We start from the raw sequence: 26,591 nt of genomic DNA, 5'->3' as shown, positions 1-26,591 counted from the left end.
ATAAGACCATGAGTGAGAACAGCAAACTGATCGTCCGTCGGGCCGCCGTGCTCGGCGCGGGCGTGATGGGGGCCCAGATCGCCGCCCACCTCGCCAACGCCGATGTGCCGGTGGTGCTTTTCGACCTGCCGGCCAAGGAAGGTGATCCGAATGGGATCGTGAAGAAGGCCCTGGACGGCTTGAAGAAGCTCGACCCGGCCCCCCTGGCCAGCAAGGAGCGCCTGGCCCATATCGATGCCGCCAACTACGAGCAGCACCTGGCCCTCCTGGGCGAGTGCGACCTGGTGATCGAGGCCATCGCCGAGAAGATGGAGTGGAAGGAAGACCTCTACCGCAAGATCGCGCCCCACCTGAAGGCCGGTGCCATCGTCGCCTCCAACACTTCGGGCCTGTCCATCAACAAGCTGTCGGCCACCGTGCCGGCGGAGAAGCGGGCCAACTTCTGCGGCATCCACTTCTTCAACCCGCCCCGCTACATGCCCCTGGTGGAAATCATCGCCACCACCGATTCCGCTCCGGCCATGCTGGACCGCCTGGAAACCTGGCTGGTCTCCCGCCTCGGCAAGAGCGTGGTGCGGGCCAAGGATACCCCCAACTTCGTCGCCAACCGGGTCGGCGTCTTCTCCATCCTGGCGGTGATGCACCACACCCAGCGTCTGGGCATGGGCTTCGACGAGGTGGATGCCCTGACCGGCCCCAAGATCGGCCGTCCCAAGAGCGCCACCTACCGCACCGCCGACGTGGTGGGCCTGGACACCCTGGCCCACGTGGTCAAGACCATGCAGGACACCCTGCCCGGCGACCCGTGGCACAGCCACTTCCAGGCGCCCGCCTGGCTGGCCGCCCTGATCGAGAAGGGCGCCCTGGGCCAGAAGACCAAGGGCGGCATCTTCCGTAAGCAGGGCAAGGAAATCCAGGTGCTGGACCTGGCCCAGCAGGACTACCGCACCTCCGCCGGCGAAATCGCTCCGGAAGTGGCTGAGATTCTCAAGATCCGCAACCCGGCCGAGAAGTTCGCCGCCCTGCGCGCCTCCGGTCACAAGCAGGCCCAGTTCCTCTGGGCCATCTACCGGGACGTCTTCCACTACTGCGCCTTCCACCTGGAATCCATCGCCGACAACGCCCGGGACGTGGATTTCGCCATGCGCTGGGGCTTCGGCTGGGCCATGGGCCCCTTCGAGACCTGGCAGGCCGCCGGCTGGAAAGCTATCGCCGAAGCGGTGCAGACCGACATCGATGCCGGCCTGTCCATGAGCAAGGCGCCCCTGCCGGCCTGGGTCATGGAGCGTGATGGGGTTCATGCCCCCGCCGGCTCCTGGTCCGCCGCCGAGAAGAGCCTCAAGCCCCGTTCCACCCTGCCGGTGTACGGCCGCCAGCTCTATCCCGAGACCGTGCTGGGCGAAGCCCCCGCCGCCCGGGGCGAGACCGTCTGGGAAAACAGCGGGGTGCGTCTGTGGACCCACGCCCAGGACCCGAAGATCGCCATCCTCTCCATCACCTCCAAGATGCACGCGATCGGCGACGAAGTGCTGGACGGGGTGCTGGAGTCCGTGGCCCGGGCCGAGCGGGAATTCGACGGCCTGGTGGTATGGCACGAAGCCCCCTTCGCCGTCGGCGCCAACCTGCAACAGGTGGGCGAAGCCTGCGCCAAGGGTGAATTCGACCTGCTTGAAAAGACCGTGGCCAAGTTCCAGCATGCCTCCATGGCCTTGAAGCACGCCAACGTGCCCACCGTGGCGGCTGTGCAGGGCATGGCCCTGGGCGGCGGTTGCGAGTTCGTCATGCATGCGGCCCATCGCGTCATGGCCCTGGAAAGCTACGTCGGTCTGGTGGAAGCGGGCGTCGGCCTGATTCCTGCCGGCGGTGGCTGCAAGGAATTCGCCATCCGCGCCGCCCAGTTCGGTGCCCGCCAGGCCGGCGGCGAACTGTTCCCCTTCCTGCAGAACGTCTTCCAGACCATCGCCATGGCCAAGGTGGCCAAGAGCGCCCTGGAGGTGCAGGAGATGGGCTTCGGCAAGGAGTCGGACGACATCGTCTTCAATGCCCAGGAGTTGCTGTTCGTCGCCATCGCCCGCGCCCGGGCCATGGCTGCCGCCGGCTACCGTCCGCCCCTGCGGGCCCGCAACATCCCGGTGGCCGGCCGTCCCGGCATCGCCACCCTGGAGATGATGCTGGTGAACATGAAGGAGGGCGGTTTCATTTCCGCCCACGATTACCGGGTGGCCCGCTCCGCCGCCATCGCCCTGTGCGGCGGCGACGTGGAGCAGGGCAGCCGGGTGGACGACGAATGGCTGCTCACCGTGGAGCGCCGCGAATTCGTCGAACTGCTCAAGACCCCGGAAACCCAGGCCCGCATCAAGCACATGCTTGAGACCGGCAAGCCCCTGCGCAACTAAGGGGAAGGAGACAAACAATGACCAAACAAGTACAAGACGCCTACATCGTCGCCGCCACCCGCCTGCCGGTGGCCAAGCGCAACGGCATGTTCAAGACCACCCGTCCCGACGACATGCTGGCCCACGCCCTCAAGTCCGTCATGGCCCAGGTGCCCCAGCTGGACCCGGCCCTGGTGGAAGACGTGATCGTCGGTTGCGCCATGCCGGAAGCCGAGCAGGGCATGAATGTGGCCCGCATCGGCCTGCTGCTGGCCGGCCTGCCGGACACCGTGCCGGGCATCACCATCAACCGCTTCTGTTCCTCCGGCGTGCAGGCCGTGGCCGATGCCGCCGCCCGCATCCGCCTGGGCGAGGCCGACGTTATGCTGGCCGCCGGCACTGAGACCATGAGCCTGATGTCCCAGATGATGGGCAACAAGGTGTCCCTCAACCCGGCCATTTTCGAGAAGGACGAGAACGTGGCCATCGCCTACGGCATGGGCCTCACCGCCGAGAAGGTGGCCCAGAAGTGGGGTATCAGCCGTGACGACCAGGATGCCTTCGCCGTGGCCTCCCACCAGAAGGCCGTGGCCGCCATCGCCGCCGGCAAGTTCAAGGACGAAATCAGCCCCTACACCGTGCGCGCCCACCTGCCGGACTTGAAGAGCGGCACCGTGCGCATCGTCGAGAAGGTCTGCGACACCGACGAAGGCCCCCGGCTTGATTCCAGCCTGCAGGGCCTGGCCAAGCTGAAGCCCGTGTTCAACGCCCGGGGCAGCGTCACCGCCGGCAACTCCTCCCAGATGTCCGACGGTGCCGGTGCCGTGCTGCTGGTCTCCGAGAAGATCCTCAAGCAGTTCAACCTGCAGCCCCTGGCCCGCTTCGCCGGCTTCTCCGTGGCCGGCGTGCCGCCGGAGATCATGGGTATCGGCCCCATTGCCGCCATTCCCAAGGTCCTGGCCCAGGCCGGCATCAAGCAGGACGACCTGGACTGGATCGAGCTGAATGAGGCTTTCGCCGCCCAGGCCCTGGCGGTGACCCGGGAACTGGGTCTGGACCCGGCCAAGATCAATCCCCAGGGCGGCGCCATCGCCCTCGGCCATCCCCTGGGTGCTACCGGCGCCATCCGCACCGCCACTCTGGTGCACGGCATGCGGCGGGAAAACAAGAAGTGGGGCATGGTCACCATGTGCATCGGCACCGGCATGGGCGCCGCCGGTCTGTTCGAAGCGATGTAAGCTGTTGTACAGCCCCGGCTGGTGCCGGTCTCCCGCGGGAGACTGCGCCGGTCGGGGCTTTTTGCCGTCAACGCCACGGGCTATTGCCCGATGTCGTTGGCGGGTGCCCGTGCGTGGTGCCCGCAGCCGGTGTCATGGCCCTGTCATTGCCCGGCCCTAAAACAGAACCGCGGGACGCTGGCCGTCACCGCTGTCCCTATCCCCAAGGAGAACGCCATGCTGCCCAAATGGTGGAAAAAACTGCCGCCCACCTGGCGCCCCGCCTTCCTGCGCTGGGGCTTCAACTGGTTTCCTGCCTGGCGCGCTACCGGCGGCCGGGTCATCCACGTTTCCGCCGATCTCAAGCGTATCGTGGTCAAGCTGCCTCTCAACCGGGGGACGCGCAATGCCGTCGGCACCATTTTTGGTGGGGCCCTGTTTGCCACCACCGATGGCCTTCATCCCACCTTGCTGGCCCTGCAGCTGGGGCCCGACTACATCATCTGGGACAAGGCCGGCAGCATTCGCTACCGCAAGCCGGGACGGGCGCCCCTGTTCGCCGAGTTCCACATCAACGACGAGGAGGTCGCCGAGGTGCGCAGCATCGTCGCCCGCCTGGGGGAGTGCGAGCGTACCTACCTGGTGGATCTGAAGGATCGGCACGGCGTGTTGCATACCCAGGTGGCGCGGACCGTCTATATCGCCAGCAAGGATTTCTACCGCAGCAAGATGGCGGCCTGAGCCGCCTGGCAACCCGGCTGTTAAGAGTCCCGCCGGGCGGGAGCCCTCTGGCATAATACGTGCCCATGACTGCACAAGCCCTTCCCACACCATGAATTTCGACGCTTGGCTGGCCTCGGCCGGTCTCGGCTGGCGGGAAGCCGTTGTGGGGCTGATCGCCCTGCTCGGGCTGTACATCCTCATCGTCATGCTACGCCTGAAACGCCTGGGCCGGCGCAAGGGCGAGGAGGGGGCCAAGGTGCCTCCTGCCGCCCCCCAGCTCGATACGACGGATGCTGAGGCGGGGGATGAGCATCCTGAGCCCATCTATGCCCGCCCGGAAGAAAAACCCTCCTTCGCCTGGAACGAGCCGCCTGCCGCCAAGGTCTTTGCCGAAGAGCAGTATTTCAAGGCGGTGGAAGTGGAACTGGGCCAGTTGCGGGAAGAAGTTGCTGTGCTGCGCCATGAATTTGCCAAGCTGCGCGAGGAAATGCGCGGCCAGGTCGGCCAGATCAAGGCTTCCCAGAACATGTCGCCCCTCTACAGTGATGCCATGCAGATGGCCATGCTGGGGCACGATGCGGAAACCATTGCCGAGCGTTGCGGCATTGCCCGGGCAGAAGCCGATCTGGTGGTGGCCCTGGCCCGCAATCAGGGGGAGTGAGCGGGCGATGTGCGGACCGAAGAACACCAGGAAAGGGTGACCATGGCAGAAAAGAAAGCGGCGGCCCGACCGGCTGCGGCCAAGGTGGCCTCCAAGCAAAAGGCTGCTGCAGCAACGGATCCCCAGGCGGAAATCAAGCAGCGCCTGGGGCGTCGCATGGCCTTTGCTGGCGTCATGATCGCCGTACTGCTGGCGGCCCTGGCCCTGTTTGACCACCTTTCGAAGCCCCATGAGGAAGAGGAAGTGACGGCGGTGGAGCCGGCTCCTGCCCCCAAGGAAGTGGCTCAGCCGGTGACGCCCGTGGAATCCCTGCCGCCACCGCCGGCTCCGGCGGAGAAAGCTGCGGAAGCGCCGGCCGAGCCGGAGTTGTCTGCCGCGCCGGCGGACAAGGGCAAGCCGGCCCCTGATCTGCCGCCGCCGCCCCAGGTGGCGGCGCAGCCGGCCGCAGCGCCCCGCGCTGCCGCTTCCCGGGCCACGCCCTTTGTGCCTCAGCCGGCCGCCAGCGGGGCCGTGCGCGCTGCCGTGCCGGCCCCCCGTGGGGTGGCGACGGCACCATCGGCTGCGGCACCGGCTGTTGCGCCCTCGCCCGTAACCCATGGAGCGGTGACGCCACCTGCCCATGTGCCAGCGCAGGCTCCGGCCCAGGCGCCGGCCTCGGTACAACCCTTGCCCATTGGTCCCCGTCCTCAGCCCGCGCCGCCCCGGCTGTTCTCGGGCTTTGTCGTGCAGGCGGGGGTTTTCAGCAGTACGGAGCGAGCGGAGGAGCTGCATGCCAAGCTGCAGCTCAACGGTATTGCCTCGAGCATCGAATCCCGGGTCAATGTGGGGCCCTTCAAATCCAGGGAAGAGGCTGAGGCTGCCCGGGCCAAGTTGAAGAGCCTGGGCCTGGAGTCCGTCCTGGTGCCGCCTCCCGGCGTCCGCCGCTGAGCGGCTTGCCGGGCATGGTTTCCGAGTGAGGTAGGAAAGGCGGGGTGTAGTGCCGTTCAGGCGGGCGGCGAGTCCGGCTGTCCAGTGAGGTCGGCCAGGGGCCAGCGCGGCTTGATGGCGATGGCGCCGGCGGGCTTGGCGGGGTTGCCGGCGGCCAGGCGCAGGGCGCCGGCCAGGGCGATCATGGCGCCGTTGTCGGTACAGAATTCCAGTTCCGGGTAATACACCTGCACCCGGGCCTTCACTGCTTTGGCGTTCAGGCGCTGCCGCAGTTCCCGGTTGGCGCCGACGCCACCGGCCACCACCAGTTGCTTCATGCCGGTCTTCTTGATGGCGGCCATGGCTTTGGCCACCAGTACATCGACAATCGCATCCTGCACGGCCCGGGCAACGTCGGCCCGGGTCTGTTCATCCAGTTCCTTGCCCCGCACATGGGTCAGCACCGCCGTCTTGAGGCCGGAGAAGGAAAAGTCCAGATCGCCGGAATGCAGCATGGGGCGGGGGAAGGTGACGGCCTCCGGGCGACCGCTGGCGGCCAGCTGGGCCAGGGCCGGGCCGCCGGGGTAGCCCAGGCCGAGCAGTTTGGCTGTCTTGTCGAAGGCCTCGCCGGCGGCATCGTCCAAGGTTTCGCCCAGCAGTTCGTAGTGGCCGACGCCGCTGACCCGCATGATCTGGGTGTGGCCGCCGGAAACCAGCAGGGCGATGAAGGGGAAGCTGGGCGGCGAAGCCGAGAGCAGCGGCGAAAGCAGGTGCCCTTCCAGGTGGTGCAGCGGCACCGTGGGTTTGCCCAGGGCTGTGGCCAGGCCTTCGGCGAAGGCGGCGCCCACCAGCAGGGCGCCGGCCAGGCCGGGGCCCTGGGTGTAGGCGACGGCATCCACATCGGCCAAGCTCTTGCCACTATCCACCAGGGCCTGGCGGAGGAGCGGCACGACGCGGCGGATGTGGTCCCGGGAGGCGAGTTCGGGGACGACCCCGCCGTACTCCCGATGCATGGCGATCTGGGAGTGCAGGGCGTGGCCGAGGAGGGCGCCGCGACCGTTTTCGCCCATTTCATAGAGGGCGATACCGGTTTCGTCGCAGGAGGATTCGATGCCGAGAACAAGCATGGGCGCCATTCTAACTCAGGGTGACGAGAAAATTCTTGTAAACCCCTTGGTAAACCGTTGACCTTTAGATAGAATTGCCGGCTTTCTCTCACCGTTGTTTGGGACTGAATTCAATGCCTGCTATTCGCGTCAAGGAAAACGAGCCCTTCGAAGTTGCGATTCGCCGCTTCAAGCGCACTGTTGAAAAAACTGGTCTGCTGACCGAACTTCGCGCCCGCGAGTTCTACGAAAAGCCCACCGCCGAGCGCAAGCGCAAGCTGGCTGCTGCGGTCAAGCGTCACCACAAGCGGATCCGCAGCCAGACCCTGCCCCCGAAGCTGTTCTAAGCTTCCCAGGTTTTCCTGACGCTGCAAGAGCCGTCCATCGCCAGGTGGGCGGCTTTTGGTGTTTATGGGCCGGCGCTTTGGTGTCCCTGCCGCTACGGGCGATTCGATACCGCTGAAGTGCCAAGACTTCGCCAAAATTTCTCAGGATCCTTTTCCATGACGCTCAAGGAACGCATCTCCGAAGACATGAAGGCCGCTATGAAGGCCAAGGAAACGGCCCGTCTGGCCGCCATTCGCCTGTTGCTGGCCGCCATCAAGCAAAAAGAGGTGGATGAGCAGGTGGTGCTGGACGATGCCGCTATTGCCGCTGTCATCGACAAGATGCTGAAGCAGCGCAAGGATTCCATCACCCAGTACGAGGCCGCAGGCCGCCAGGACCTGGCTGATGCCGAAAAGGCCGAAGTGACCGTGCTCTCCGCCTACAAGCCGGCCGGCTTGTCCGAGGCCGAAATCGCCGCTGCAGTGGACGCGGCGGTGGCTGAGAGCGGTGCCGCTTCCGCCGCCGACATGGGCAAGGTGATGGCCATCCTCAAGCCCGCCCTGGCTGGCAAGGCCGACATGGCGGAAGTCTCCAAGCTGGTCAAGGCCAAGCTTTCCGCTTGATTCCGGCTGCCTGCCGGCCGTCTGCGCCGTGATTCCCGAGTCCTTCATCCAGGATCTGTTGCATCGGGTCGACATCGTCGACCTGATCGACGGGTATGTGCCGCTGAAGAAGGCGGGGGCCAACTACGCCGCCTGTTGCCCTTTTCACAACGAAAAATCGCCCTCTTTCACTGTCAGCCCGACCAAGCAGTTCTATCACTGCTTCGGCTGCGGCGCCCATGGCACGGCCATTCGCTTTCTCATGGAGTATTCCGGCCAGGGCTTTGTGGATGCGGTAAAGGACCTGGCCGGCCGGATGGGGATGACGGTGCCGGAGGAGGCCGGGCGGCAGCGCCATGATGGGCCGCGCACCACGGAGCTAACCGAGGTCATGGGCAAGGCCGCCCAGTATTTCTTCGACCAGCTCAAGCAGTCGGACAAGGCCAAGGACTATCTCAAGCGGCGCGGCCTCACCGGCGAGATCGCCCTCAAGTTCCGCATCGGTTATGCCCCGGATGGCTGGCAGAACCTGCAGGCTTCCTTCCCCAACTACAACGCTCCCGAATTGCTGACGGCTGGCCTGGTCATCGAGAACGACCAGGGGCGGCGCTATGACCGTTTCCGCGACCGGGTGATGTTCCCCATCATCAACCAAAAGGGGGAGGTCATTGCCTTTGGCGGTCGGGTCATCGACCAGGGGGAGCCAAAGTACCTCAATTCACCGGAAACGCCCCTCTTCGAAAAGGGGCGCGAGCTGTTTGGCCTGCCCCAGGCCCGCCAGGCCCTGCGGGAAAAGAACACGGTGATCGTGGTGGAGGGCTACATGGATGTGGTGGCCCTGGCCCAGCATGGAGTCGGCAATGCGGTGGCGACTCTGGGTACCGCCACCACCGCCACCCACGTGCAGAAACTGCTGCGCCAGGTGGATCGCATTGTCTATTGCTTCGACGGGGATGCGGCCGGCCGCAAGGCCGCCTGGCGTGGGCTGGAGAACAGCCTGGAGACCCTGGCGGACAACAAGAGCATCGGATTTGTCTTTCTGCCGCCGGAGCATGATCCCGACAGCTATGTGCGGGAGTTGGGGCGGGAGGCCTTCGAGAGCATGATCGACCGGGCCATGCCCCTCTCCGACTTCCTGCTCAAGGAATTGGCGAGCCACTGCGATTTGACCACCTCCGAGGGCAAGTCCAAGCTGGTGTACGAGGCCAAGCCCCTGATCCAGCGCCTGTCCACGCCGCTGCTGCGCTTGCAGCTGGTGAAGCGCCTGGCGGAGGCGAGCGGCTTTTCCCAGGGGGAAGTGGAGCGGCTCTGTGATCTCAAGCCGGTGGCCCGGGCGGCTCCGGCTCGGGCGCCGCGGCAGGCGCCCTCCCTGGCCCGCACCCTGCTGCGCCTGGTCTTGCACCGGCCGGACCTGGCATCCCGTCTGCCATTGAACTGGCTGCCGGCGGACAGTGTCGAAACGCGCACCCTCCGTCGGCTTTGCGAGCAGATCGGGCGCGAAGCCTCTCTACCCAGTAGCACCCTGCTGTTAGAGCGGCTGTACGGTAGCGACGACGATGCGGTGCTGAAGGCTGCGGCAGCCAGCCTGCTGCAGCGCCCGCTCGGCGATGAAGAGGCGGAACTGGAGTTTTCCGGCGCCCTGGCTCGACTGGAAGTGAACTGGGTGGAACAGGAGTTCCGACGTTTGCAACAAAAGGCTGCCAGTATTGGTCTGGATGCCGAAGAAAAGCACGAATTCGTGCATCTGTTGCAGGAGCGCGAACGTTTGCGCAAGGCCGGCCTTGCCGCCGGGAGCGGTGATTGATCCCCGGAGCCAAGGCTCGGGGGAAATGAGCCAAGTTGTGGTAGAATAAGCGGTTTTTCCAAGATTATCGGGACACGGTCATGGCAAAGGCAAAAGACGCAGCCAAGGAAATCCTCAAGGCCAAGGCCTCTAAGGCCAAGGAGAAGGCGCTGCTGGAGGCCTCCGGTGCAACTGAGGCGGCGGCTCCGGTGGATGCAGAAACCCGCAAGACGCGCCTCAAGTCGCTGATCAAGCTCGGCAAGGAACGGGGCTTCCTGACCTATGCCGAAATCAACGACCACCTGCCTGACGACGTGGTGGATGCCGAGCAGATCGAATCCATCATCACCACCTTCAACGACATGGGCATCCAGGTCTTCGATGAGGCACCTGCCGCCGAAGACCTGCTCATGTCCGATACCGCCCCTGCGGTTGCCGACGACGAGGAAGTGGAAGAGGAGGCCGAAGCCGCCCTGTCCACCGTGGATTCCGAATTCGGCCGCACCACCGACCCGGTGCGCATGTACATGCGCGAAATGGGTACCGTCGAACTGCTCACCCGCGAAGGCGAAATCGAAATCGCCAAGCGCATCGAAGACGGCCTGAAGCACATGATCCAGGCCATTTCCGCCTGTCCTTCCACCATTGCCGAGATTCTCGAAATGGCCGAGAAGGTGGAAAAGGAAGAGATGCGCATTGATGAGCTGGTGGACGGCCTCATCGACCCCAATGCTGCCGAGGAAGAGCTGGCTGCCGAAGAAGCCGAAGTCGAGAGCGACGAGGAAGAGGACGAAGAAGAGGATGATGACGGTGGTGAAGGTGGTGCCGTTTCCGCCTCCCTGCTGCAGCTCAAGGCCGACGCCCTGGAGCGCTTTGCCGTCATCAAGGGCCTCTATGCCAAGGCTGCCAAGGCCCTGGCCTCCAAGGGTTCCCAGGACAAGACTTACCTCAAGCTGCAACAGCAGATTTCCGCCGAGCTGATGAACATTCGCTTCACCTCCAAGGTGATCGAGCGCTTGTGCGACAGCGTGCGCAGCATGGTCGATTCCGTACGCGAACGGGAGCGCAAGATTCAGGAACTGTGCGTGCGCAAGGTCGGCATGCCGCGTCCCCACTTCATCAAGTCTTTCCCGGGCAATGAAATCAACCTGGAGTGGGTCGAGAAGGAAATCGCTGTGGCCAAGGGGTACGGCCCCATCCTGACTCGCCAGGCACCGAATATTCAGGAAGAGCAGCGCAAACTGCTGGCCCTGCAGGATCACATCGGCATCCCGCTGAAGGACCTCAAGGACATCAACAAGCAGATGTCCACCGGCGAAGCCAAGGCCCGCCGCGCCAAGCGCGAAATGACCGAGGCCAATCTGCGTCTGGTGATCTCCATCGCCAAGAAGTACACCAACCGTGGCCTGCAGTTCCTCGACCTGATCCAGGAAGGCAACATCGGTCTGATGAAGGCGGTGGACAAGTTCGAATACCGCCGTGGCTACAAATTCTCCACCTACGCCACCTGGTGGATCCGTCAGGCCATCACCCGCTCCATCGCTGACCAGGCGCGCACCATCCGTATTCCGGTGCACATGATCGAGACCATCAACAAGATGAACCGGATTTCCCGCCAGATCCTGCAGGAAACCGGTGCCGAGCCCGATCCCGCCACCCTGGCCGTGAAGATGGAAATGCCCGAGGAGAAGATTCGCAAGATCCTGAAGATCTCCAAGGAGCCCATCTCCATGGAAACCCCCATCGGCGACGATGACGACTCCCACCTGGGCGACTTCATCGAGGACACCGCTACCACCGCCCCGGTGGATGCGGCCCTCTACTCCGGCCTGCGGGAAGTGACCAAGGAAATCCTGGATACCCTGACCCCGAGGGAAGCCAAGGTGCTGCGTATGCGCTTCGGCATCGAAATGAATACGGACCACACCCTGGAAGAAGTCGGCAAGCAGTTCGACGTCACCCGGGAACGCATTCGCCAGATCGAGGCCAAGGCCCTGCGCAAGCTGCGCCACCCCTCCCGTTCCGACAAGCTGCGCAGCTTCCTCGACAACAACGGCAGCTAAGGCGTCCGCAGTTATAGCGGGCCTCTAGCTCATGCTTGGTTAGAGCAGCGGACTCATAATCCGTTGGTGCCGGGTTCGACTCCCGGGGGGCCCACCAAACGAACCCCAACCCTTGCCGGTTGGGGTTTTTCTTATAGGCTTGCCATCATGTCCGATACGCTCCGCATTGCCGCCGTTGATTTTCGCGAACCGTCCCAGGCCGAGGCATTCATGGCTCTGCTCGAGCACTACGCGGCTGACCCCATGGGCGGTGGCCAGGGCCTTGCGGCGGAGGTGCGGGCTGCCTTGGTGCCGGCCCTGCAAGAGCTCCCCCATTACCACGGTGCCCTGGCCTGGCTGGGTGAGCGGCCGGTGGGGCTGATCAACTGCTTTAGCGGCTTTTCCACCTTTGCCGCCCGGCCCCTGCTTAATATCCACGACATCGTGGTGTTGCGGGACCTGCGCCAGGGCGGCATCGGCCAGGCACTCCTGGCCTGGGCCGCGCAACGGGCCCGGGAGCTGGGCTGCTGCAAGCTCACCCTGGAAGTGCTTGCCAACAACCGGCGCGCTCTGGCTTCCTACGAGCGGGCCGGCTTTGCCCCCTATGTGCTGGACCCGGCCGCCGGCCAGGCCCTGTTCCTGCAAAAGCTGCTCTAGCCGCTGGATGGTCGGGGCGAGCCCGCCTGGGTCTTACGTTTCCGTGCCGGCCATTGCCCATCCGCCATTGCTGAGCAATCCACGAGAACTATCGCCATGCTCCTGCCTCCCCTGACCGAAGGGCGCCTGCTGCGGCGCTACCAGCGATTCCTGGCCGATGTGGAACTGGCTGATGGCACCACCGTCACCGCCCATTGTCCGAATACCGGATCCATGCAGGGCTGCAAGGATCCCGGTAGCCGGGTCTGGCTGTCGGCCAGCGACAACCCCAAGCGCAAGCTTCCCTGGACCTGGGAAATCGTCGAGGCCGATGGCGTGCTGGTGGGTCTCCATACCGGACGGACCAACGGCCTGGTGCGGGAGGCTATCGAGGCCGGTGCGGTGCCGCAGTTGGCCGGCTATGAACGCTTGCGGGGCGAGGTGCCCTACGGCGGCCCCGATGGCCGGCGCAGCCGCATCGACCTGTTGCTGGAGGCCGACGACCGTCCGCCTTGCTATGTCGAAGTAAAAAACGTCACCGCTGCCGTCGCCGGCGGCCTGGGCTTCTTTCCCGATGCCGTGACCGAGCGGGGCACCAAGCACCTGCGGGAAATGGCCGAGGAAGTCGCCCGGGGGCATCGGGCGGTCCTCTTCTTCTGCGTCCAGCGGGACGATGTGCGGGAAGTGCGGCCGGCAGACCATATCGACCCGGAATATGGTCGTACCCTGCGCCAAGTGCTGGCCGCCGGGGTGGAGGTGCTGGCCTACGGTGCCGAGGTGCTGCCGAGTGGCATCCGCCTGCTGCATCCTTTGCCGGTGGTCTGCCCGGACTGATCGATCCCGGCCTGCCAAGCCAATACCTGCTTGCGCCGGCGCCGGACGTGGGGCGCCCGGTATGGGCTTAGCCCGGGTCCTTTCCCGCCTGGCTGACAATCCACTCCAGCAGGTTGTCCACCACGCCCCAGGCCGCCGCGGCCTGGGGGCCGCTGGCCATGACCACCACGGCCCAGCGTCGCCCCTGTAGATCATTGACATAACCGGCCCAGGCCCGCACGCCCTCGATGGAGCCGGTTTTCAGATGGGCGCGGCCGGCCGCCGTGCCGCTGCCGAAGCGGCGTTTCAGGGTGCCGTCGCGGCCGGCGACGGGCAAGGAGGCAACAAATTCCGGCATCACCGGACTGCGCCAGGCCGTCACCAGCAATTGCAGCAGGCTGCGGGCAGCAATGCGATCGCCACGGGCCAGGCCCGAGCCGTTTTCCACCACCAGCTCCGGGAAGTTCAGGTTCCGCTCCGCCAACAGTCGCTGCAGGCCCCGCCGGGCGCCGGCCGGGGTGGCGCTGCCAGCGCTGTCGTCGAGGGCGAGGAAGAGATGGCGGGCCATCACATTGCTGCTGTACTTGTTGGTATCCCGCACCAGCTCGGCCAGGCTTGGAGATTCCCAGCGGGCCAGCAGGCCGGCATCGGCCGGTACGGCGCCTTCCCTGACCTGGCCGGTGAAACTGCCGCCCAGTTCCCGCCACAGCGGGCGGAAGAGGGCGTTGAGATAGCGGTCACCCGAGAACAGGGCCAGGTGCAGGGGCTTCTCGCCGCAGCTGCGGGGGAAGGTGCCGCCCAGTTCCAGGCGGCCTCGGGGGCCATCGAAGCGTACGCTCAGCTTCTCCCGCCAGTCGCCGCATTCGCCGTTGCCGGCCACGATCTGGTTGCTGACCGTCAGCCCTTCCTGGGGCACTTCCTGGATGAGGCGAACGGTATTGCCCTGCGTATCGGCCAAGAGGGTGAAGCGCAGGGCGCCGTAGTTCACCAGTAGTGCATCCGCATTGGCGTTGTAGGCGCGCAGAGGCTCGTTGTCGAAGGCGGCCGGGTCGAAGGGAGGTAATTGGTAGGCGCGACGATCCGTCACCAGATCACCGTTGATCTGCCGCAGATCCCCCCGCTCCCGCCACTGGCGGAGAAACAGCCAGAAGCGCTCCAGGGTCATGGCCGGGTCGCCGCTGCCGCGCAGGTAGAGGTTGCCCGTCAGTCGGCCGTCGCGGGGCTGCCCGTCGGCCAGGAGGTCGGTCTTCCAGGTGTAGGCGGGCCCTAGTTTTTCCAGGGCAGCGTAAGTGGTCACCAGCTTCATGACGGAAGCCGGATTCTGCGGCCGGCTGGCGTTGTGCAGCAGTCGGGGTGAAGGCGCGTCGACGGCTTGCAGGGCAATGGCTACCTGGCTGGCCGGCAGGCCGGCGCTGCCCAGGGCACGGACGATTTCGGGGGGTAGGGGAGCGCCTTCCCGGGGTAAGCGGTCGGCGGCTGGTGCGGCCAGGGGAAGCAGCGGCAGCAGAAGTGCGAGGAGGCGGCAGAGACGCCGCAGATGACAAGAAAAGAAAACAAAAGTGCGCATAATTAGGCGTTGGAGGCCACAGGTTGCGGGGATAATAGCGCGTTCCGCCGGCTCTCCGCGCGCCCAGTCGTCTGCCCGGCCGATCCCCTTCCATCGTCGAGTCCAGCCCATGCAAGATAAGCGCCGTCACGTTCGCATCCGTTTTGCCAAGCCCTTGCCTGCCTATGTGGGGATCAAGGGACAAAACGTGCGGGCCGAACTGCATAACATTTCCCTCGGCGGCGCCCTGCTCAGCACGGATCTGGCCCTGGCCATGGGGGATCGCTTCGGCATGGAATTCGCCCTGCAGGGCATGGGTATCGATACGGTACCGACGGTGGTCAGCCGGGTCGGGGAGATGGTGGGGATTCGCTTTGACCTCGGTCCGGCGACGGAAATCCAGCTGGAAGGCGCCATTGCGGATTCCCTGCGCAACGGCATTGCTTCCGTGCTCTCCATGCATACCATTGGCGGCCGCAAGGTGATGCGTATCGCCGGCGCCCTCAACCAGTCCCTGCGGAACGACTTCCATCATGCCCTGGACAAGATGGGGGTGGCGGAAATCGATCTTTCCGAAGTCTCCGTCGCCGATGCCGAGGGTCTGGCCCTATGCCGCATGGCAGCAGAGAAGCGCGGGGTTGTCGTCGAACGCCTGTCCCCCGCCATCGCGCTGCTCTGGAAGGCGGCCTGAGGCCTGCCGACTCCCCTGAAGGGGTGCCGTACCGGGGCTTCCCGGTCTAGAATGACGCTTTCATCCCCGGAGCGCCTTCTCCCATGTTTTCCCGTCTATTCCGCGCCCTCAGCGGCGATAACGGCGCCACCGAGACGAACCCGGCCACCGGGGCCGCTGCGTCGGAAATCTCCGATGCCCCCGTAACCCCATCTGCCGCTGTTCCGGCCGCTGGCACGCCGGCTGGAACTACCGTCGGGCGTCCGGCCTTGGCCTCCCATTCCTTTGTCCGCCGGGAACCGGTGGTCAATCGACAGCAACGGGTAGCCGGTTATGAATTTTCCCTCGAGTCCCGCCTGGCGGCCCGTCTGGCCGGCCGTGGGGGGCTCAGTCAGCGCAACCTGCAGGACACCCTGTTTCAGGAACTGGCCAATGCTGCCGGTGAAGGCGGGGTGCTGGGCCAGCGTCAGGCCTTCGTTCCGGTGACGCCGGAAGGTCTCGAATCCGCCTACCTGACCCGCCTGCCGCGCCAAAACACCGTGCTGATGCTGTCCCTGCCGGCGGATGCCGGGGGCGATAGCCTGCCGCCGCCGGCCTTGCTGGCCCGTTTGCGCCAGGAAGGCTTTTCCCTCGGCATGTATGTGCCGCCGGACAAGGCACCCCTGGCCACCCTGCGTCCCCACCTGGATTACGTGGCCATCGACGTCGCGGCCTTCGATGGCGAACGTCTGCGCAATCTGGCCTACGCCCTGAAAACGGTGGATGGCCATACGGTGCAGATCATTGCCGACAACGTGCAGACGGTGGATGAGTTCAATCTCTGTTTCCAGCGCGGCTTCGATTTTTTCCAGGGGCCGGCCGTTTCCCTCAAGGAGGCCTGGGCGCCGACCAAGGGGGCCGCTTCCCGCATGCGCATCGTCCAGCTGCTCAACCAGTTGCGCAACGAGGCGGAAACCCGGGAGTTGGCCGCCTCCCTCAAGCAGGATCCGCTGCTCTCCTTCCGCATCCTGCGCTACATCAATTCACCGGGCATCGGCCTGACCTCGCCGGTGACCTCCATCGAACATGCCCTGGTGGTGCTGGGCCAGGTGCGTTTCTACCGCTGGCTCTCCCTGCTGCTCTTCGCTCCCCAGGGCGGGGGCTTCGGCGAATGGTTGATTGTCGAACTGGCCCTGACCCGGGGGCGCCTCATGGAGCTGCTGGGGGCCGACCGCTTTCCTGTCGTCGAGCATGACGCCCTGTTCCTCTGCGGCGCCTTTTCCCTGCTTGACCGCTTGCTGCAGCAGCCCCTGGCGGAGCTGGTAGGGCAGCTAACCCTGCCGGCGGCTGTGAAAGAGGCACTGCTGACTCGGCAGGGACCCTACGGCCAGTTGCTCGACCTGGCGGAAGCCTGTGAGAGCCTCGATGCCGAGCGTATCGAAGCCGCTGCCGCCAAGGCTGGCTTCGAATCCGATGTTACCAATCGGGCACTGCTGGCCTCCATGGCCTGGGCCCATGAAGTGGGCGAGCTGGGCGGCGAATAAGGTCCGGCCGCATCCGGTGCGGCCCGTCCCATGCAGGCAGGGGCCACGGCATGGCTGTCGTGGTTGTGCTGGTTTGGGTCGTTACGCGCTAGGCCTTGCCGCCAGGCCGGCTGTTCTTGTCCTTCTTTTTCTCCGTCTTCTGTGGCCCCGGGCCTGACCCGGGTGTCTGTCCGCCACCGGTACTGCCAGTAGCACGCCGTAGTTGGCGCACCTTCCCCTACCGAATTCCACAAACCGAGTTTGCCGGGCTTGCCAGATGCTGATCGGTGCCGTCGTCATGGCGGTGGCTGAATTGCACCGGGCTCGCCCAGGCGGGGGCTGGGACTCGGTGCCCACCAAAGAAAAAAGCCCGGGGCATGCCCCGGGCTGTGAAGGTGGGTCGGTTCTTCTGATTAGTGGGAGGAGGCCGCTGCGGCGCCAATGCCGGTTTCGGAGCGGATTTCCTGATCCAGGTAAGCCACACGTTCCTTGGCGGCCTGCTCGCTGCGATCCATCAGGGAGAACAGCCAGATACCGATGAAGCCGGCAGCCATGGAGAACAGGGCGGGAGAGGCGTAGGGGAAGACCTCGGTCTTGTTGCCCAGGATGTCGACCCAGATGGACTTGGAGAGGACGGTCAGGACAACAGCGGTGATCAGGCCCAGGAAGCCGCCGTAGAAGGCGCCCTTGGTGGTGCAATCCTTCCACAGCACGGACATGAAGAGCACCGGGAAGTTGGCGGATGCGGCGATGGCGAAGGCCAGGGACACCATGAAGGCGATGTTCTGCTTTTCGAAGGCGATACCCAGCACCACCGCGATGATGCCCAGGACGATGGTGGTCATCTTGGACACGCGCATTTCCGTGGCGCTATCCACGTTGCCATGACGGAACACGGAAGCGTAGAGGTCATGGGACACGGCGGAAGCACCGGACAGGGTCAGACCGGCAACCACAGCCAGGATGGTGGCGAAGGCCACGGCAGAGATGAAGCCGAGGAACACGTTGCCGCCCACGGCGCTGGCCAGGTGGATAGCCGCCATGTTGCCGCCGCCCTTCAGCACGCCCTTGGCATCCAGGAACTCGGGGTTGGTACCGACGAGCACGATGGCGCCGAAACCGATGATGAAGGTCAGGATGTAGAAGTAACCGATCCAGGTGGTGGCCCAGAACACGGACTTACGAGCTTCCTTGGCATCCGGCACGGTGAAGAAGCGCATCAGGATGTGGGGCAGACCGGCGGTACCGAACATCAGGGCCATACCGAAGGAGATGGCGGAGATGGGGTCCTTGATGAAGGAGCCCGGGCCCATGATGGACTGACCCTTGGCGGCAGCAGCAGCGGCGACCGTCTGGGCAGTGGCATTGGGATCGGTTTCCAGCGCCTTGGCCAGCAGGCCCTTGGCAGCCAGGTCGGTCTTGATGCGCACGGCGTCGGCGAACAGGGCTTCAGGGGAGAAACCGTACTTGGCCAGCACCATGAACACCATGAAGGAAGCGCCGGAGAGCAGCAGCACGGCCTTGATGATCTGCACCCAGGTGGTGGCCGTCATGCCGCCGAAGAGCACGTAGACCATCATCAGGATACCGACCAGTACCACGGCCATCCAGTAGTCGAGGCCGAACAGCAGCTTGATCAGCTGGCCGGCACCCACCATCTGGGCGATCAGGTAGAAGGCCACCACCACCAGGGTACCGGAAGCCGCCAGAGCGCGGATCGGGGTAGCCTGGAAGCGATAGGCAGCCACGTCGGCAAAGGTGAACTTGCCCAGGTTCCGCAGGCGCTCGGCCATGAGGAACATGATGATGGGCCAGCCGACCAGGAAGCCGATGGAGTAGATCAGGCCGTCGTAACCGTTGGCGAACACGGCGGCAGAAATACCCAGGAAGGAAGCGGCAGACATGTAGTCGCCAGCGATGGCCAGGCCATTCTGGAAACCGGTGATGCCGCCGCCGGCGGTGTAGAAGTCGGCTGCGGTCTTGGTCTTGGAGGCCGCCCACTTGGTGATGAACAGGGTGCCAACCACGAAGGCGCCGAACATCAGGATGGCGGTCCAGTTGGTGGCCTGTTTTTCAGCCTGGCCTTCCAGCGCCGCGGCAAACACCGGGGAGCTGAGCAGGCCCAGCACGGCGAGCGCGAGGGAGTGGGTCAGTTTTTTCATTTCTTCATTTCCTCCTGGACGATCTGCTCGGTCAGGGCGTCGAATTCGCCGTTGGCGCGGCGTACGTAGAGGCCGGTGATCGCGATGGTGAACAGGATCAGGCCGACACCGACGGGAATGCCGACAGTCATCACACCGGTTTCCGACAGCTTCTGAGCCAGCAGCGCCTTGTCGAAGGCGATGATGGCGATGTAGCCGTAGTAGGCCAGCAGCATGATGAGGGTCAGCGTCCATCCGAAGACGTTGCGCTTGCTTTTCAGCTCGTGGAATTTCGGGTTGGCCCGAATTCGCTTTGTCAGCTCTTGTTGACTCATTTTTCTCCTCCTAAAAAACCTCCGCGGTCAGCCGAAGGACTGACCATGGGACCGAACTATGTCGTCCGAGACTTACAGTTCCCTTACTTAAGTGAGAAGTTTTTGCGTCGCCGATGTAAAAATTTGCGCGGCTAACTCAATGATTTATTGAGATAAAAAATGCTGCGCTGCGCCATTGGCGGTGGCGTGGTGGCGTGCTTGTTCGCCTTGATTCACAAAATATGAAATCAGTTTCTTATTAGTGAATTTGCGAAAGACATGTTTTTACATGGATTTTTCATAAATCCACGGGGCTGCCCGCCGAGGTGGTGAAACTCGGCGGGGGAGGGGAAGGAGGCGTGGGGGAAGGTGCGGGTGCGGAAAACGAACGATAGGCACGACGGTGCCGGGCGGGTTCAGCCCAGGAGGCGCTGCCGATCCTTGAAAAGCTGACGGGCATCGACGTGGGCGTTATCCAGGGTTCGCAGGCCCGGGTCTTCGTCGTGGGGGCAGAAATACTCCTGATCCTGGGCAGCCATGACCAGGGCGATGGCGTCCTCGTCCTCCAGGTTGTATTTTTCCGTAATCAGTGTTGTCACTTCGTCCAGGTATTCTTCGTAGGTCATGGTCTTGGCAGGCTCGAGGGGGATTTCATCCGTCATGGATGGAGCGCCATATTCTATAACCCATGGCATACTTTGAAACTCGGAAGGTGCAGGATTTTCCATAGTCACCGATCCCCTCCAGCCATCACCAGCAGGTAATAACAACATGGCCGCCCTCGATACTCCCGTCCTGCCTCCTGAGGCGCCCCTGCGCCGGCTTTCCGCCTATCTGCGCGACCACCTGGCCCTCGCCCTGGGCGAAGGCGTCGGCTTTCTGGTGCTGCTGCTGGGGGTCCATCTGACCTCCCATTACAACTACCTGCTGTTTCACAGCATGGCCGAGTTGTTCAGCATCTTCATCGCGGTCACCCTGTTCATCATCGCCCTCAACTGCGGCGCCTCCATCCGCAATCAGTACGTCCTCTTCATCGGCATTGCCTACCTCTTCGTCGGCGCCATCGATCTGCTCCATACCCTCTCCTTCAAGGGTATGCCGATTTTCACGGATTACGATTACTACGCCCCCCAGTTCTGGATCGCCGCCCGCTATATGGAGTCCATCAGCATGCTCATGGGCTTCTGGTTTCTCGGCACCCGTCGCCAGGTGCATGTGCCGCTGGTGCTCACCGTCTATGCCCTGGTGACCACGCTGGTCATTGCCTCGATCCTCTATTTCAAGGTATTTCCCGTCTGTTTCGTTGCGGGGGAGGGGCTGACGCCTTTTAAGGTCTATAGCGAGTATCTGGTCTGTACCCTGCTGCTGGCCGGCGCCGTACTGCTTTACCTACGGCGGCACCTGTTCGACGAACGCGTCTATCACTGCATCCAGTGGTCCCTGGTGTTGATGATCGGCACCGAGCTGTGTTTCACCATGTACGTCAGCGACGCCATGAGTGACGCCTTCAACGAACTGGGGCACATCCTCAAGATTGGCGCCTTTTTCCTCATTTACCGGGCGGTCGTCGTCACCGGCCTGCGGGATCCGATCAACCTGCTCTTCCGCGATCTCAAAATTAGCGAAGCTAGCCTGCGGGAAGCCCAGCAACTGGCTCGCCTGGGGCGCTGGGAATGGATGCCGGGGCCCAACGCTTGGCGCTGGCGTGGCGATGCCTTCAAGTTATTTGGCCTCAATGAATCCGGTTTGCTGGCCTTGCCCGACCTGCTGGCCCTGATCGACCAGGGGGATCGGGCAGCCTTGCAGGCGGCTTTTGACGACTGTCTGCGCAACGGCGGCAGTTTTGAACTGCTGCTGCGCAGCGGCGGGGCATCGGGCGTGCGCTTTGCCCAGATGCGGGGCGAGGCGAGCGTAGACAAGCGGGGCCAGGTGGAACGTATCGTCGGCACCTGGCAGGACGTCACCGAACAGCAGCAGATGCTGGAGGCACTGAAGCAGGCCAAGGCCATGGCGGATACCGCCAATGCGGCGAAGAGTGCCTTCCTGGCCAACATGAGCCACGAAATCCGCACCCCTATGAACGCCATCGTCGGCCTGGCCCACCTGATGCGGCGGGACGCCATCCTGCCACGCCAGTTCGAGCAACTGGACAAGATCTCCGACGCCGCCCAGCACCTGCTGGGGATCATCAACGACATCCTGGATTTTTCCAAGATCGAGGCCGGAAGACTACGCCTGGAAATGGCCGACTTCAGCCTGGAAAGCGTCTTTCACAGCCTCCACTCCATGGTTTGCGACAAGGCCGAGGCCAAAGGTGTGGAAGTCATCAGCCGTATCGACCCCGCCCTGCCGCCCCTGTTGCGGGGTGACCGCATGCGCCTGGGCCAGGTGCTGGTGAATTTTGCCAACAACGCCGTCAAGTTCACCGAGCACGGCGCCATCACCCTGCGGGCCCGCCAGGTCAGTCGTGACGACACTGCGGTGCGGATACGCTTTGAAGTCAGCGACACCGGTGTTGGCCTCAGCCCCGAACAGCAGTCCCGCCTCTTTCAGCCCTTCGAACAGGCCGATGTCTCCACCACCCGGAAGTACGGCGGTACCGGCCTCGGTCTTGCCATCAGCAAGCGCCTGGCCGATCTCATGGGTGGCAGCGTCGGCGTGGAGAGTACCCTGGGCCTGGGAAGTACCTTCTGGCTGGAAGTGAGCTTTGCCCCTGGGGCTGACGAAATCCCGGTTGCCGCCCCCCGCTCCCTGGAGCGGGAGCTGGAAGTGCTGGTGGTGGATGATCTGGAAGAAGCCCGGGAAACCCTGGGTGACATGCTGCGCCCCCTCAACTGCCGGCCCACCCTGGTGGATTCCGGCGCCGCCGCCCTGGCTGCCCTGGAGCAGGCCAGCGCCGCCGGCCGGCCCTATGACCTGGTACTGCTGGATTGGAAAATGCCGGAAATGGACGGTACCGAAGTGGCCCGGGAAATCCGCAAGCGTTACCCGGTGCCACCCCCGGGCATCGTCCTGGTCACCGCCTACGGCCGGGAGTGCCAGGAGGAAATGCTGGCCAAGACCGGCATCGCCTTTGCCCTGCCCAAGCCCGTGACCCCTTCGGCCCTGCTCGACGCCATCGTCGAGAGCGTTACCGGCGAACACCTGCGGCCGACGCTGCGGCCCGCCATCGGCCACGACCTGACGCCCCTGCGGGGCCGCCACGTGCTGCTGGCCGAAGACAATCTGGTGAACCAGGAAGTAGCCCTGGAACTGTTGCGCAACGTCGGCCTGATCGTTGACGTGGCGGATGACGGCCAGGTGGCCGTGGATCTGGCCCGGCAGAATGCCTATGACATCATCCTCATGGATATTCAGATGCCGAGGTTGGACGGTCTGGGCGCCTGCGCCGAGATCCGTCGCCTGCCTGGCCGGCAGAGCGTGCCCATTCTCGCCATGACGGCCAATGCCTACGACGAGGATCGTCAGGCCTGCCTGGCCTCCGGCATGAACGACCACATCGCCAAGCCGGTGGACCCGGAAGGGCTGTTCGCCACTTTGCTGCGCTGGTTGCCCGCCACGCCGGCGGCCGCCCACGCCGCCCCGGTGCCCCCTGTGGCCGGAGAAGGTGGCGACGACGCCGCCCGTCGCGCCCGTCTCGCCGCCATTTCCCAACTGGATGTGGCGGCCGGGCTTAAGGTGGTTTGCGGCAAGTGGCCCACCTACCTTCGGGTGCTCGGCCTCTATGCTGGCAGCCACGGCGATGATGCCGCCCGCCTGCAGGATTTGGTGACCCGGGGACAGTTCCAGGAGGCGCGCCAGTTAGCTCACGCCCTCAAGGGCGCCTCTGCCAATATTGGTGCCACCACCATCCGCCACCACGCCCATGCCATCGAAGTCGCCATGGAGCATGGTCAGGCCGGGGCGGCAGAGTCCGCCCTGACTGCCCTCGCCGCCGATCTGCCATTGCTCGTGACGGGGCTGCGCCAGGCCCTGCAGAGCGCCAGCCCTGGCGATGACGCACAGCCCCTGCAGCCGCCGTCTGCCGATATCCTGCGAGAACTGCAGCAACTGGCCGAGCTCCTCGCCAGCGACGACCTGGAGGCCCGCCGCCTGTTTCGCAACTTGCGTCCTCGGCTGAGCGGCGTCTTCCCCCATGCCGTCCAGGAGTCCCTGGCGGCCGCCATCGAACATTTCGCCTACGGCGACGCCCTGAAACTGTTGAAGCAGCACCATGAGCCCACGTACTGACACCGTTCTCATCGTCGACGATCAAGCCGAAAACCTTGCTATCCTCGGCGACCTGCTCGAGCCCCACTACCGCATCCGCGTCGCCGATTCAGGGGAGCGGGCCCTCAAGGCCGCTGCCTCCGACCCCAGGCCGGACCTCATCCTCCTCGATGTGATGATGCCGGACCTGGACGGCTATGCCGTGCTCTCCCGCCTGCGCGCCAACGCCACCACCCGGGATATCCCGGTGATCTTCGTCACCGCCCGGGATGCGGCCGAGGACGAGGAGCGAGGCTTCGTCCTCGGTGCCGTCGACTACATCGTCAAACCCATCAAGCCCCTGGTGGTGCTCGCCCGGGTGCGCACCCATCTGGAGAACAAGCGGGCCCGGGACTGGCTGGCGGACCAGAACAAGTTCCTCGAGTCGGAAATCGTGCACCGCATGCACGACAACGAGATCGTGCAGAGCGCCAGCCTGGCGGCCCTGGCCATCCTGGCGGAAGTTCGGGATACGGATACGGGCAACCACATCTACCGCACCCAGGGCTATGTGGAGGTGTTGGCCCGGGCCCTGGCCAACCGTCCCGAATACGCCGAGGCCCTGACGGCCGACCAGCTCTCCAAGCTGGTCAAGGCGGCCCCCCTGCACGACCTGGGCAAGGTCGGGGTGCCCGACAAGATCCTGCTCAAGCCCGGCGCCCTGAGCGAGGAAGAATTCGCCGTCATGCGCGGCCACACCATCATCGGCAGCGATGCCATCGCCCGGGCCATGGCCCAGGTACAGGCGGCCGACAGTTCCATCTATCGTAGCGATTCCCGCCCTCTGGCCTTCCTCGAGGTGGCCCGCTGCATTGCCCGTTCCCACCACGAACGCTGGGACGGCCGTGGCTATCCAGATGGCACCGCCGGGCGAGACACCCCTCTGGCGGCCCGCATCATGGCCCTGGCCGATGTCTTCGACGCCCTCATCAGCCGGCGGGTGTACAAGGCTCCCATGCCCATCGAGCAGGCCACCGAGATCATCGTTGCCGAACGGGGCAAGCATTTCGACCCCGACATCGTCGATGCCTTCCTCCAGGAAAAGGAACAGTTCATCCGCATCGCCCAGCGCTTCGCCGATACCTGAGGCGCCGGGTCGGGATGCACCGAAACGGGGCGGCTTCGCCCCGGCTTGCCCCATCTGAATCACGGCGACCTTGCGCGCCGACAGCCTTTCCCCGCATCGGCCTTCCCATCCGCTTCGCCTTTCACCTCCGTCCCACCCTCCCACCGCTACCGCCGGCCTTTCTTGATGCCCGTTACTGAGGGCTGCCGGGAGCCGCGGGCTGCCGATTTTTTCGCCCCGCCACCACGACCACCACCTCCTCGCCTTGCCGTTGCACGGCTCTTGCTTGAAGGCTGTCGGGAGCGCCCCGTCCGGCGGCGCCCCGGCCTACGGGAAGGAAAGGTGCATGAGAACGGCGTTTGGTTATCTGGTGGCGGCACGGCGCTGCGAAATTCGCGAGCTGGAGCAACTCGCCCGTACCTGCGAACTGGTACGGGGCGTCGCCGAGCTGGTGCACCGCCTGCAATGCGAGCGGGGGGCTGCCAACGTCTTTCTCGCCTCCGGCGGCCGCCATTTCGGTGACCTGTGGGAGGCCCGGGCCGCCGATAGCGAGGGCGCCCAGGCCCGGGTGCGCGACTGGCTCGACCGTCTGGAACTGAGCGAGAGCCTGGCGGGCGCCGCCCGATTGTTCAGCCGTATTGCCATGGCCCTGGGCGCCCTTGATGAGCTGCCCGCCATCCGTGCTGCCGTGCGGGGCCAATGCTGCAGCCCTGCCCAGGCGACGGAACGCTACAGCCGTCTGGTGGGCGCCCTGCTGGCCCTGGTCTTCGAAGCGGCGGATATTGCGGCTGATCCCGCCGCCTCCCGGCTGCTGGTGGCCCTCTTCAATCTCATGCAGGGCAAGGAATTCGCCGGCCAGGAGCGGGCGGCGGGCGCTGCCGCCTTCGCCGCCGGCCAGTCCACCGCCGAGACGGTGGCCACCCTGCAACACCTCATCGATTTGCAGGAACAGTGCTTCGCCCGCTTCGCCTCCTTCTGCGACGAGGGGCTGGCGGCCCGCTGGCAGGAAGCCCAGCAGGCCATGCCCATGGCCGAGATTGAGCGTTTGCGGCGCAAGCTCATGCATCTCCAGGGGCACCTCGATGCCGCCCTGGCGGATGACTGGTTCGCCTGCTGTTCCCGCCGCATGGACGACATCCACCGCATCGAGGGCCAGCTCGCCACCCGCCTGCAACAGGCCTGCGAGCGCCAGGTGGCGCGCAAGCAGCTGGAACTGGAGGATCACCAGGCCACCCTGGCCGCCCTGCCGCCCGACATGGCGCCGCCGGCGGCCCTGTCCCTCTTCGTCACCGGCCTGGAGGGCGTGCCCGGCAGCGACGATGAACTGGCTGGCGGCGCCATGGGGCCGCGCCTGGCCCGGGCCATCGTCGAGGCCCTGCAGGCCCAGTCCCGGCATTTGCAGGCGGTCAGCGACGAACTGGCCGCCGCCCGGGCTTCCCTCGATGAACGCAAGCTGGTGGAGCGGGCCAAAGGCCTGCTGATGACCCACCAGGGCCTGGACGAAGGGGCGGCCTACCAGTTACTGCGGCAGCAGGCCATGAACCGCAACTGTCGCCTGGCGGAAGTGGCCCAGGCCGTGCTCGCCATGGCCGACTTCCTCCCCGGCCGGCGCTGAGCCGCAGCGGGGTTTCCTGGTGCAGCCCCGGGGAGCGGCGCACCTTGCTGGTGCCCCGTTGCGGGGCGGGGAGGGCTGGGGGGATTCGGGGGCTTTATGAATTTTCAATGTAATTCAATGGGTTGGCGCAGGTTCGCAAGGTTGGCACGGATTCCGCTATAAGGCAGTCAACGGTCGGGGCAATGGCGCTCCGGCCTTGCAGAACATCATGCAATCGGACAACGGCGTCCGTCGCGCTTCGGGATTTATCCCAGAGGTGCGACGGGCGCCGTTTTTTTTGTTCTCTCGCTTTGTGGAG

General features: G+C 64.9%; 21 protein-coding genes and 1 tRNA gene. 17 read left to right on the top strand and 5 right to left on the bottom strand.

The window, feature by feature from the left end; translation table 11 throughout:
- Positions 1–8 precede the first annotated feature (8 nt).
- The 5 genes from AZSI13_RS09845 to AZSI13_RS18200 all read left to right on the top strand — a co-directional run bounded on the left by AZSI13_RS09845 (position 9) and on the right by AZSI13_RS18200 (position 5,903).
- Positions 9–2,396: a 3-hydroxyacyl-CoA dehydrogenase/enoyl-CoA hydratase family protein gene (locus AZSI13_RS09845; RefSeq protein WP_109040994.1), complete on the top strand. Its 2,388-nt coding sequence runs from the start codon at positions 9–11 to the stop codon at positions 2,394–2,396.
- A gap of 17 nt (positions 2,397–2,413) precedes the next feature.
- Positions 2,414–3,613 (top strand): acetyl-CoA C-acyltransferase, encoded by a 1,200-nt coding sequence (locus AZSI13_RS09840; protein ID WP_109040993.1) that lies wholly within the window; start codon positions 2,414–2,416, stop codon positions 3,611–3,613.
- Positions 3,614–3,829: 216 nt separating this feature from the next.
- A complete protein-coding gene (locus tag AZSI13_RS09835) occupies positions 3,830–4,333 on the top strand; it encodes a DUF4442 domain-containing protein (RefSeq protein WP_109040992.1) in 504 nt (167 codons plus the stop codon).
- A gap of 91 nt (positions 4,334–4,424) precedes the next feature.
- Complete coding sequence (locus AZSI13_RS09830; RefSeq protein ID WP_109040991.1) at positions 4,425–4,976, top strand: DUF2802 domain-containing protein; 552 nt, start codon at positions 4,425–4,427, stop codon at positions 4,974–4,976.
- Between the two features lie 42 nt (positions 4,977–5,018).
- Positions 5,019–5,903, top strand: a complete 885-nt coding sequence (locus AZSI13_RS18200) for an SPOR domain-containing protein (protein WP_109040990.1) — start codon at positions 5,019–5,021, stop codon at positions 5,901–5,903.
- Positions 5,904–5,959: 56 nt separating this feature from the next.
- On the opposite strand, the gene tsaD is transcribed toward AZSI13_RS18200, so the two are convergent.
- Positions 5,960–7,009 (bottom strand): tRNA (adenosine(37)-N6)-threonylcarbamoyltransferase complex transferase subunit TsaD, encoded by a 1,050-nt coding sequence (gene tsaD / locus AZSI13_RS09820; protein WP_109041040.1) that lies wholly within the window; start codon positions 7,007–7,009, stop codon positions 5,960–5,962.
- A gap of 113 nt (positions 7,010–7,122) precedes the next feature.
- Between tsaD and rpsU the strand changes: the two genes are divergently transcribed.
- The 7 genes from rpsU (at position 7,123) to sfsA (ending at position 13,212) form a co-directional block, all read left to right on the top strand.
- Positions 7,123–7,335 (top strand): 30S ribosomal protein S21, encoded by a 213-nt coding sequence (gene rpsU, locus AZSI13_RS09815; RefSeq protein WP_109040989.1) that lies wholly within the window; start codon positions 7,123–7,125, stop codon positions 7,333–7,335.
- A 156-nt stretch (positions 7,336–7,491) separates the two neighbouring features.
- Positions 7,492–7,938 (top strand): GatB/YqeY domain-containing protein, encoded by a 447-nt coding sequence (locus tag AZSI13_RS09810; protein ID WP_109040988.1) that lies wholly within the window; start codon positions 7,492–7,494, stop codon positions 7,936–7,938.
- A gap of 28 nt (positions 7,939–7,966) precedes the next feature.
- Complete coding sequence (dnaG, locus tag AZSI13_RS09805) at positions 7,967–9,721, top strand: DNA primase (protein ID WP_109040987.1); 1,755 nt, start codon at positions 7,967–7,969, stop codon at positions 9,719–9,721.
- Between the two features lie 80 nt (positions 9,722–9,801).
- Positions 9,802–11,763: an RNA polymerase sigma factor RpoD gene (rpoD, locus tag AZSI13_RS09800; protein ID WP_109040986.1), complete on the top strand. Its 1,962-nt coding sequence runs from the start codon at positions 9,802–9,804 to the stop codon at positions 11,761–11,763.
- Positions 11,764–11,781: 18 nt separating this feature from the next.
- Positions 11,782–11,860 (top strand) — tRNA-Ile (locus AZSI13_RS09795).
- A 50-nt stretch (positions 11,861–11,910) separates the two neighbouring features.
- Positions 11,911–12,399: an N-acetyltransferase gene (locus tag AZSI13_RS09790; protein WP_109040985.1), complete on the top strand. Its 489-nt coding sequence runs from the start codon at positions 11,911–11,913 to the stop codon at positions 12,397–12,399.
- Positions 12,400–12,495: 96 nt separating this feature from the next.
- Complete coding sequence (gene sfsA, locus AZSI13_RS09785) at positions 12,496–13,212, top strand: DNA/RNA nuclease SfsA (RefSeq protein ID WP_109040984.1); 717 nt, start codon at positions 12,496–12,498, stop codon at positions 13,210–13,212.
- A 67-nt stretch (positions 13,213–13,279) separates the two neighbouring features.
- On the opposite strand, the gene dacB is transcribed toward sfsA, so the two are convergent.
- Positions 13,280–14,758: a D-alanyl-D-alanine carboxypeptidase/D-alanyl-D-alanine-endopeptidase gene (dacB, locus tag AZSI13_RS09780; protein ID WP_109040983.1), complete on the bottom strand. Its 1,479-nt coding sequence runs from the start codon at positions 14,756–14,758 to the stop codon at positions 13,280–13,282.
- Between the two features lie 109 nt (positions 14,759–14,867).
- Here dacB and AZSI13_RS09775 point away from each other — a divergent pair, with 109 nt between their 5' ends.
- Both AZSI13_RS09775 and AZSI13_RS09770 read left to right on the top strand, forming a co-directional pair.
- Positions 14,868–15,428: a PilZ domain-containing protein gene (locus AZSI13_RS09775; protein WP_109040982.1), complete on the top strand. Its 561-nt coding sequence runs from the start codon at positions 14,868–14,870 to the stop codon at positions 15,426–15,428.
- A gap of 83 nt (positions 15,429–15,511) precedes the next feature.
- Complete coding sequence (locus tag AZSI13_RS09770; RefSeq protein WP_109040981.1) at positions 15,512–16,930, top strand: EAL and HDOD domain-containing protein; 1,419 nt, start codon at positions 15,512–15,514, stop codon at positions 16,928–16,930.
- A 392-nt stretch (positions 16,931–17,322) separates the two neighbouring features.
- Here the strand turns inward: AZSI13_RS09770 and AZSI13_RS09765 are convergent, their stop codons facing one another.
- From AZSI13_RS09765 to AZSI13_RS09755, 3 genes are all read right to left on the bottom strand, one after another.
- Positions 17,323–19,071, bottom strand: a complete 1,749-nt coding sequence (locus tag AZSI13_RS09765) for a cation acetate symporter (protein ID WP_109040980.1) — start codon at positions 19,069–19,071, stop codon at positions 17,323–17,325.
- Entirely contained in the window at positions 19,068–19,385 is a 318-nt protein-coding gene (locus tag AZSI13_RS09760; protein ID WP_109040979.1) for a DUF485 domain-containing protein, read from the bottom strand. Before AZSI13_RS09760 ends, AZSI13_RS09765 begins: the two co-directional genes overlap by 4 nt.
- A 395-nt stretch (positions 19,386–19,780) precedes the next feature.
- Positions 19,781–20,026, bottom strand: a complete 246-nt coding sequence (locus tag AZSI13_RS09755) for a hypothetical protein (protein WP_235609724.1) — start codon at positions 20,024–20,026, stop codon at positions 19,781–19,783.
- Positions 20,027–20,135: 109 nt separating this feature from the next.
- On the opposite strand from AZSI13_RS09755, the gene AZSI13_RS09750 reads away from it, so the two are divergent.
- The 3 genes from AZSI13_RS09750 to AZSI13_RS09740 all read left to right on the top strand — a co-directional run bounded on the left by AZSI13_RS09750 (position 20,136) and on the right by AZSI13_RS09740 (position 26,293).
- Entirely contained in the window at positions 20,136–23,594 is a 3,459-nt protein-coding gene (locus AZSI13_RS09750; RefSeq protein ID WP_109040978.1) for an MASE3 domain-containing protein, read from the top strand.
- Positions 23,578–24,699: a two-component system response regulator gene (locus AZSI13_RS09745; RefSeq protein ID WP_109040977.1), complete on the top strand. Its 1,122-nt coding sequence runs from the start codon at positions 23,578–23,580 to the stop codon at positions 24,697–24,699. The genes AZSI13_RS09750 and AZSI13_RS09745 overlap by 17 nt, the downstream gene beginning before the upstream one ends.
- Before the next feature lie 325 nt (positions 24,700–25,024).
- Positions 25,025–26,293, top strand: coding sequence for a nitrate regulatory protein (locus AZSI13_RS09740; protein WP_109040976.1), 1,269 nt, complete (start codon positions 25,025–25,027; stop codon positions 26,291–26,293).
- The last annotated feature ends 298 nt before the right edge of the window (positions 26,294–26,591 follow it).

It is taken from the genome of Azospira sp. I13, from assembly GCF_003112695.1.
GTDB lineage: Bacteria > Pseudomonadota > Gammaproteobacteria > Burkholderiales > Rhodocyclaceae > Azospira.
Note: the sequence above shows the minus strand (reverse complement) of the source record. Positions and strands in the feature narration are given on the sequence as shown.

Coding starts and splice junctions, on each gene's coding strand:
- AZSI13_RS09845 (WP_109040994.1), top strand. CDS start 9: ATGAGTGAGAACAGCAAACTGATCGTCCGTCGGGCCGCCGTGCTCGGC.
- AZSI13_RS09840 (WP_109040993.1), top strand. CDS start 2,414: ATGACCAAACAAGTACAAGACGCCTACATCGTCGCCGCCACCCGCCTG.
- AZSI13_RS09835 (WP_109040992.1), top strand. CDS start 3,830: ATGCTGCCCAAATGGTGGAAAAAACTGCCGCCCACCTGGCGCCCCGCC.
- AZSI13_RS09830 (WP_109040991.1), top strand. CDS start 4,425: ATGAATTTCGACGCTTGGCTGGCCTCGGCCGGTCTCGGCTGGCGGGAA.
- AZSI13_RS18200 (WP_109040990.1), top strand. CDS start 5,019: ATGGCAGAAAAGAAAGCGGCGGCCCGACCGGCTGCGGCCAAGGTGGCC.
- tsaD (WP_109041040.1), bottom strand. CDS start 7,009: ATGCTTGTTCTCGGCATCGAATCCTCCTGCGACGAAACCGGTATCGCC.
- rpsU (WP_109040989.1), top strand. CDS start 7,123: ATGCCTGCTATTCGCGTCAAGGAAAACGAGCCCTTCGAAGTTGCGATT.
- AZSI13_RS09810 (WP_109040988.1), top strand. CDS start 7,492: ATGACGCTCAAGGAACGCATCTCCGAAGACATGAAGGCCGCTATGAAG.
- rpoD (WP_109040986.1), top strand. CDS start 9,802: ATGGCAAAGGCAAAAGACGCAGCCAAGGAAATCCTCAAGGCCAAGGCC.
- AZSI13_RS09790 (WP_109040985.1), top strand. CDS start 11,911: ATGTCCGATACGCTCCGCATTGCCGCCGTTGATTTTCGCGAACCGTCC.
- sfsA (WP_109040984.1), top strand. CDS start 12,496: ATGCTCCTGCCTCCCCTGACCGAAGGGCGCCTGCTGCGGCGCTACCAG.
- dacB (WP_109040983.1), bottom strand. CDS start 14,758: ATGCGCACTTTTGTTTTCTTTTCTTGTCATCTGCGGCGTCTCTGCCGC.
- AZSI13_RS09775 (WP_109040982.1), top strand. CDS start 14,868: ATGCAAGATAAGCGCCGTCACGTTCGCATCCGTTTTGCCAAGCCCTTG.
- AZSI13_RS09770 (WP_109040981.1), top strand. CDS start 15,512: ATGTTTTCCCGTCTATTCCGCGCCCTCAGCGGCGATAACGGCGCCACC.
- AZSI13_RS09765 (WP_109040980.1), bottom strand. CDS start 19,071: ATGAAAAAACTGACCCACTCCCTCGCGCTCGCCGTGCTGGGCCTGCTC.
- AZSI13_RS09760 (WP_109040979.1), bottom strand. CDS start 19,385: ATGAGTCAACAAGAGCTGACAAAGCGAATTCGGGCCAACCCGAAATTC.
- AZSI13_RS09755 (WP_235609724.1), bottom strand. CDS start 20,026: ATGACGGATGAAATCCCCCTCGAGCCTGCCAAGACCATGACCTACGAA.
- AZSI13_RS09750 (WP_109040978.1), top strand. CDS start 20,136: ATGGCCGCCCTCGATACTCCCGTCCTGCCTCCTGAGGCGCCCCTGCGC.
- AZSI13_RS09745 (WP_109040977.1), top strand. CDS start 23,578: ATGAGCCCACGTACTGACACCGTTCTCATCGTCGACGATCAAGCCGAA.
- AZSI13_RS09740 (WP_109040976.1), top strand. CDS start 25,025: ATGAGAACGGCGTTTGGTTATCTGGTGGCGGCACGGCGCTGCGAAATT.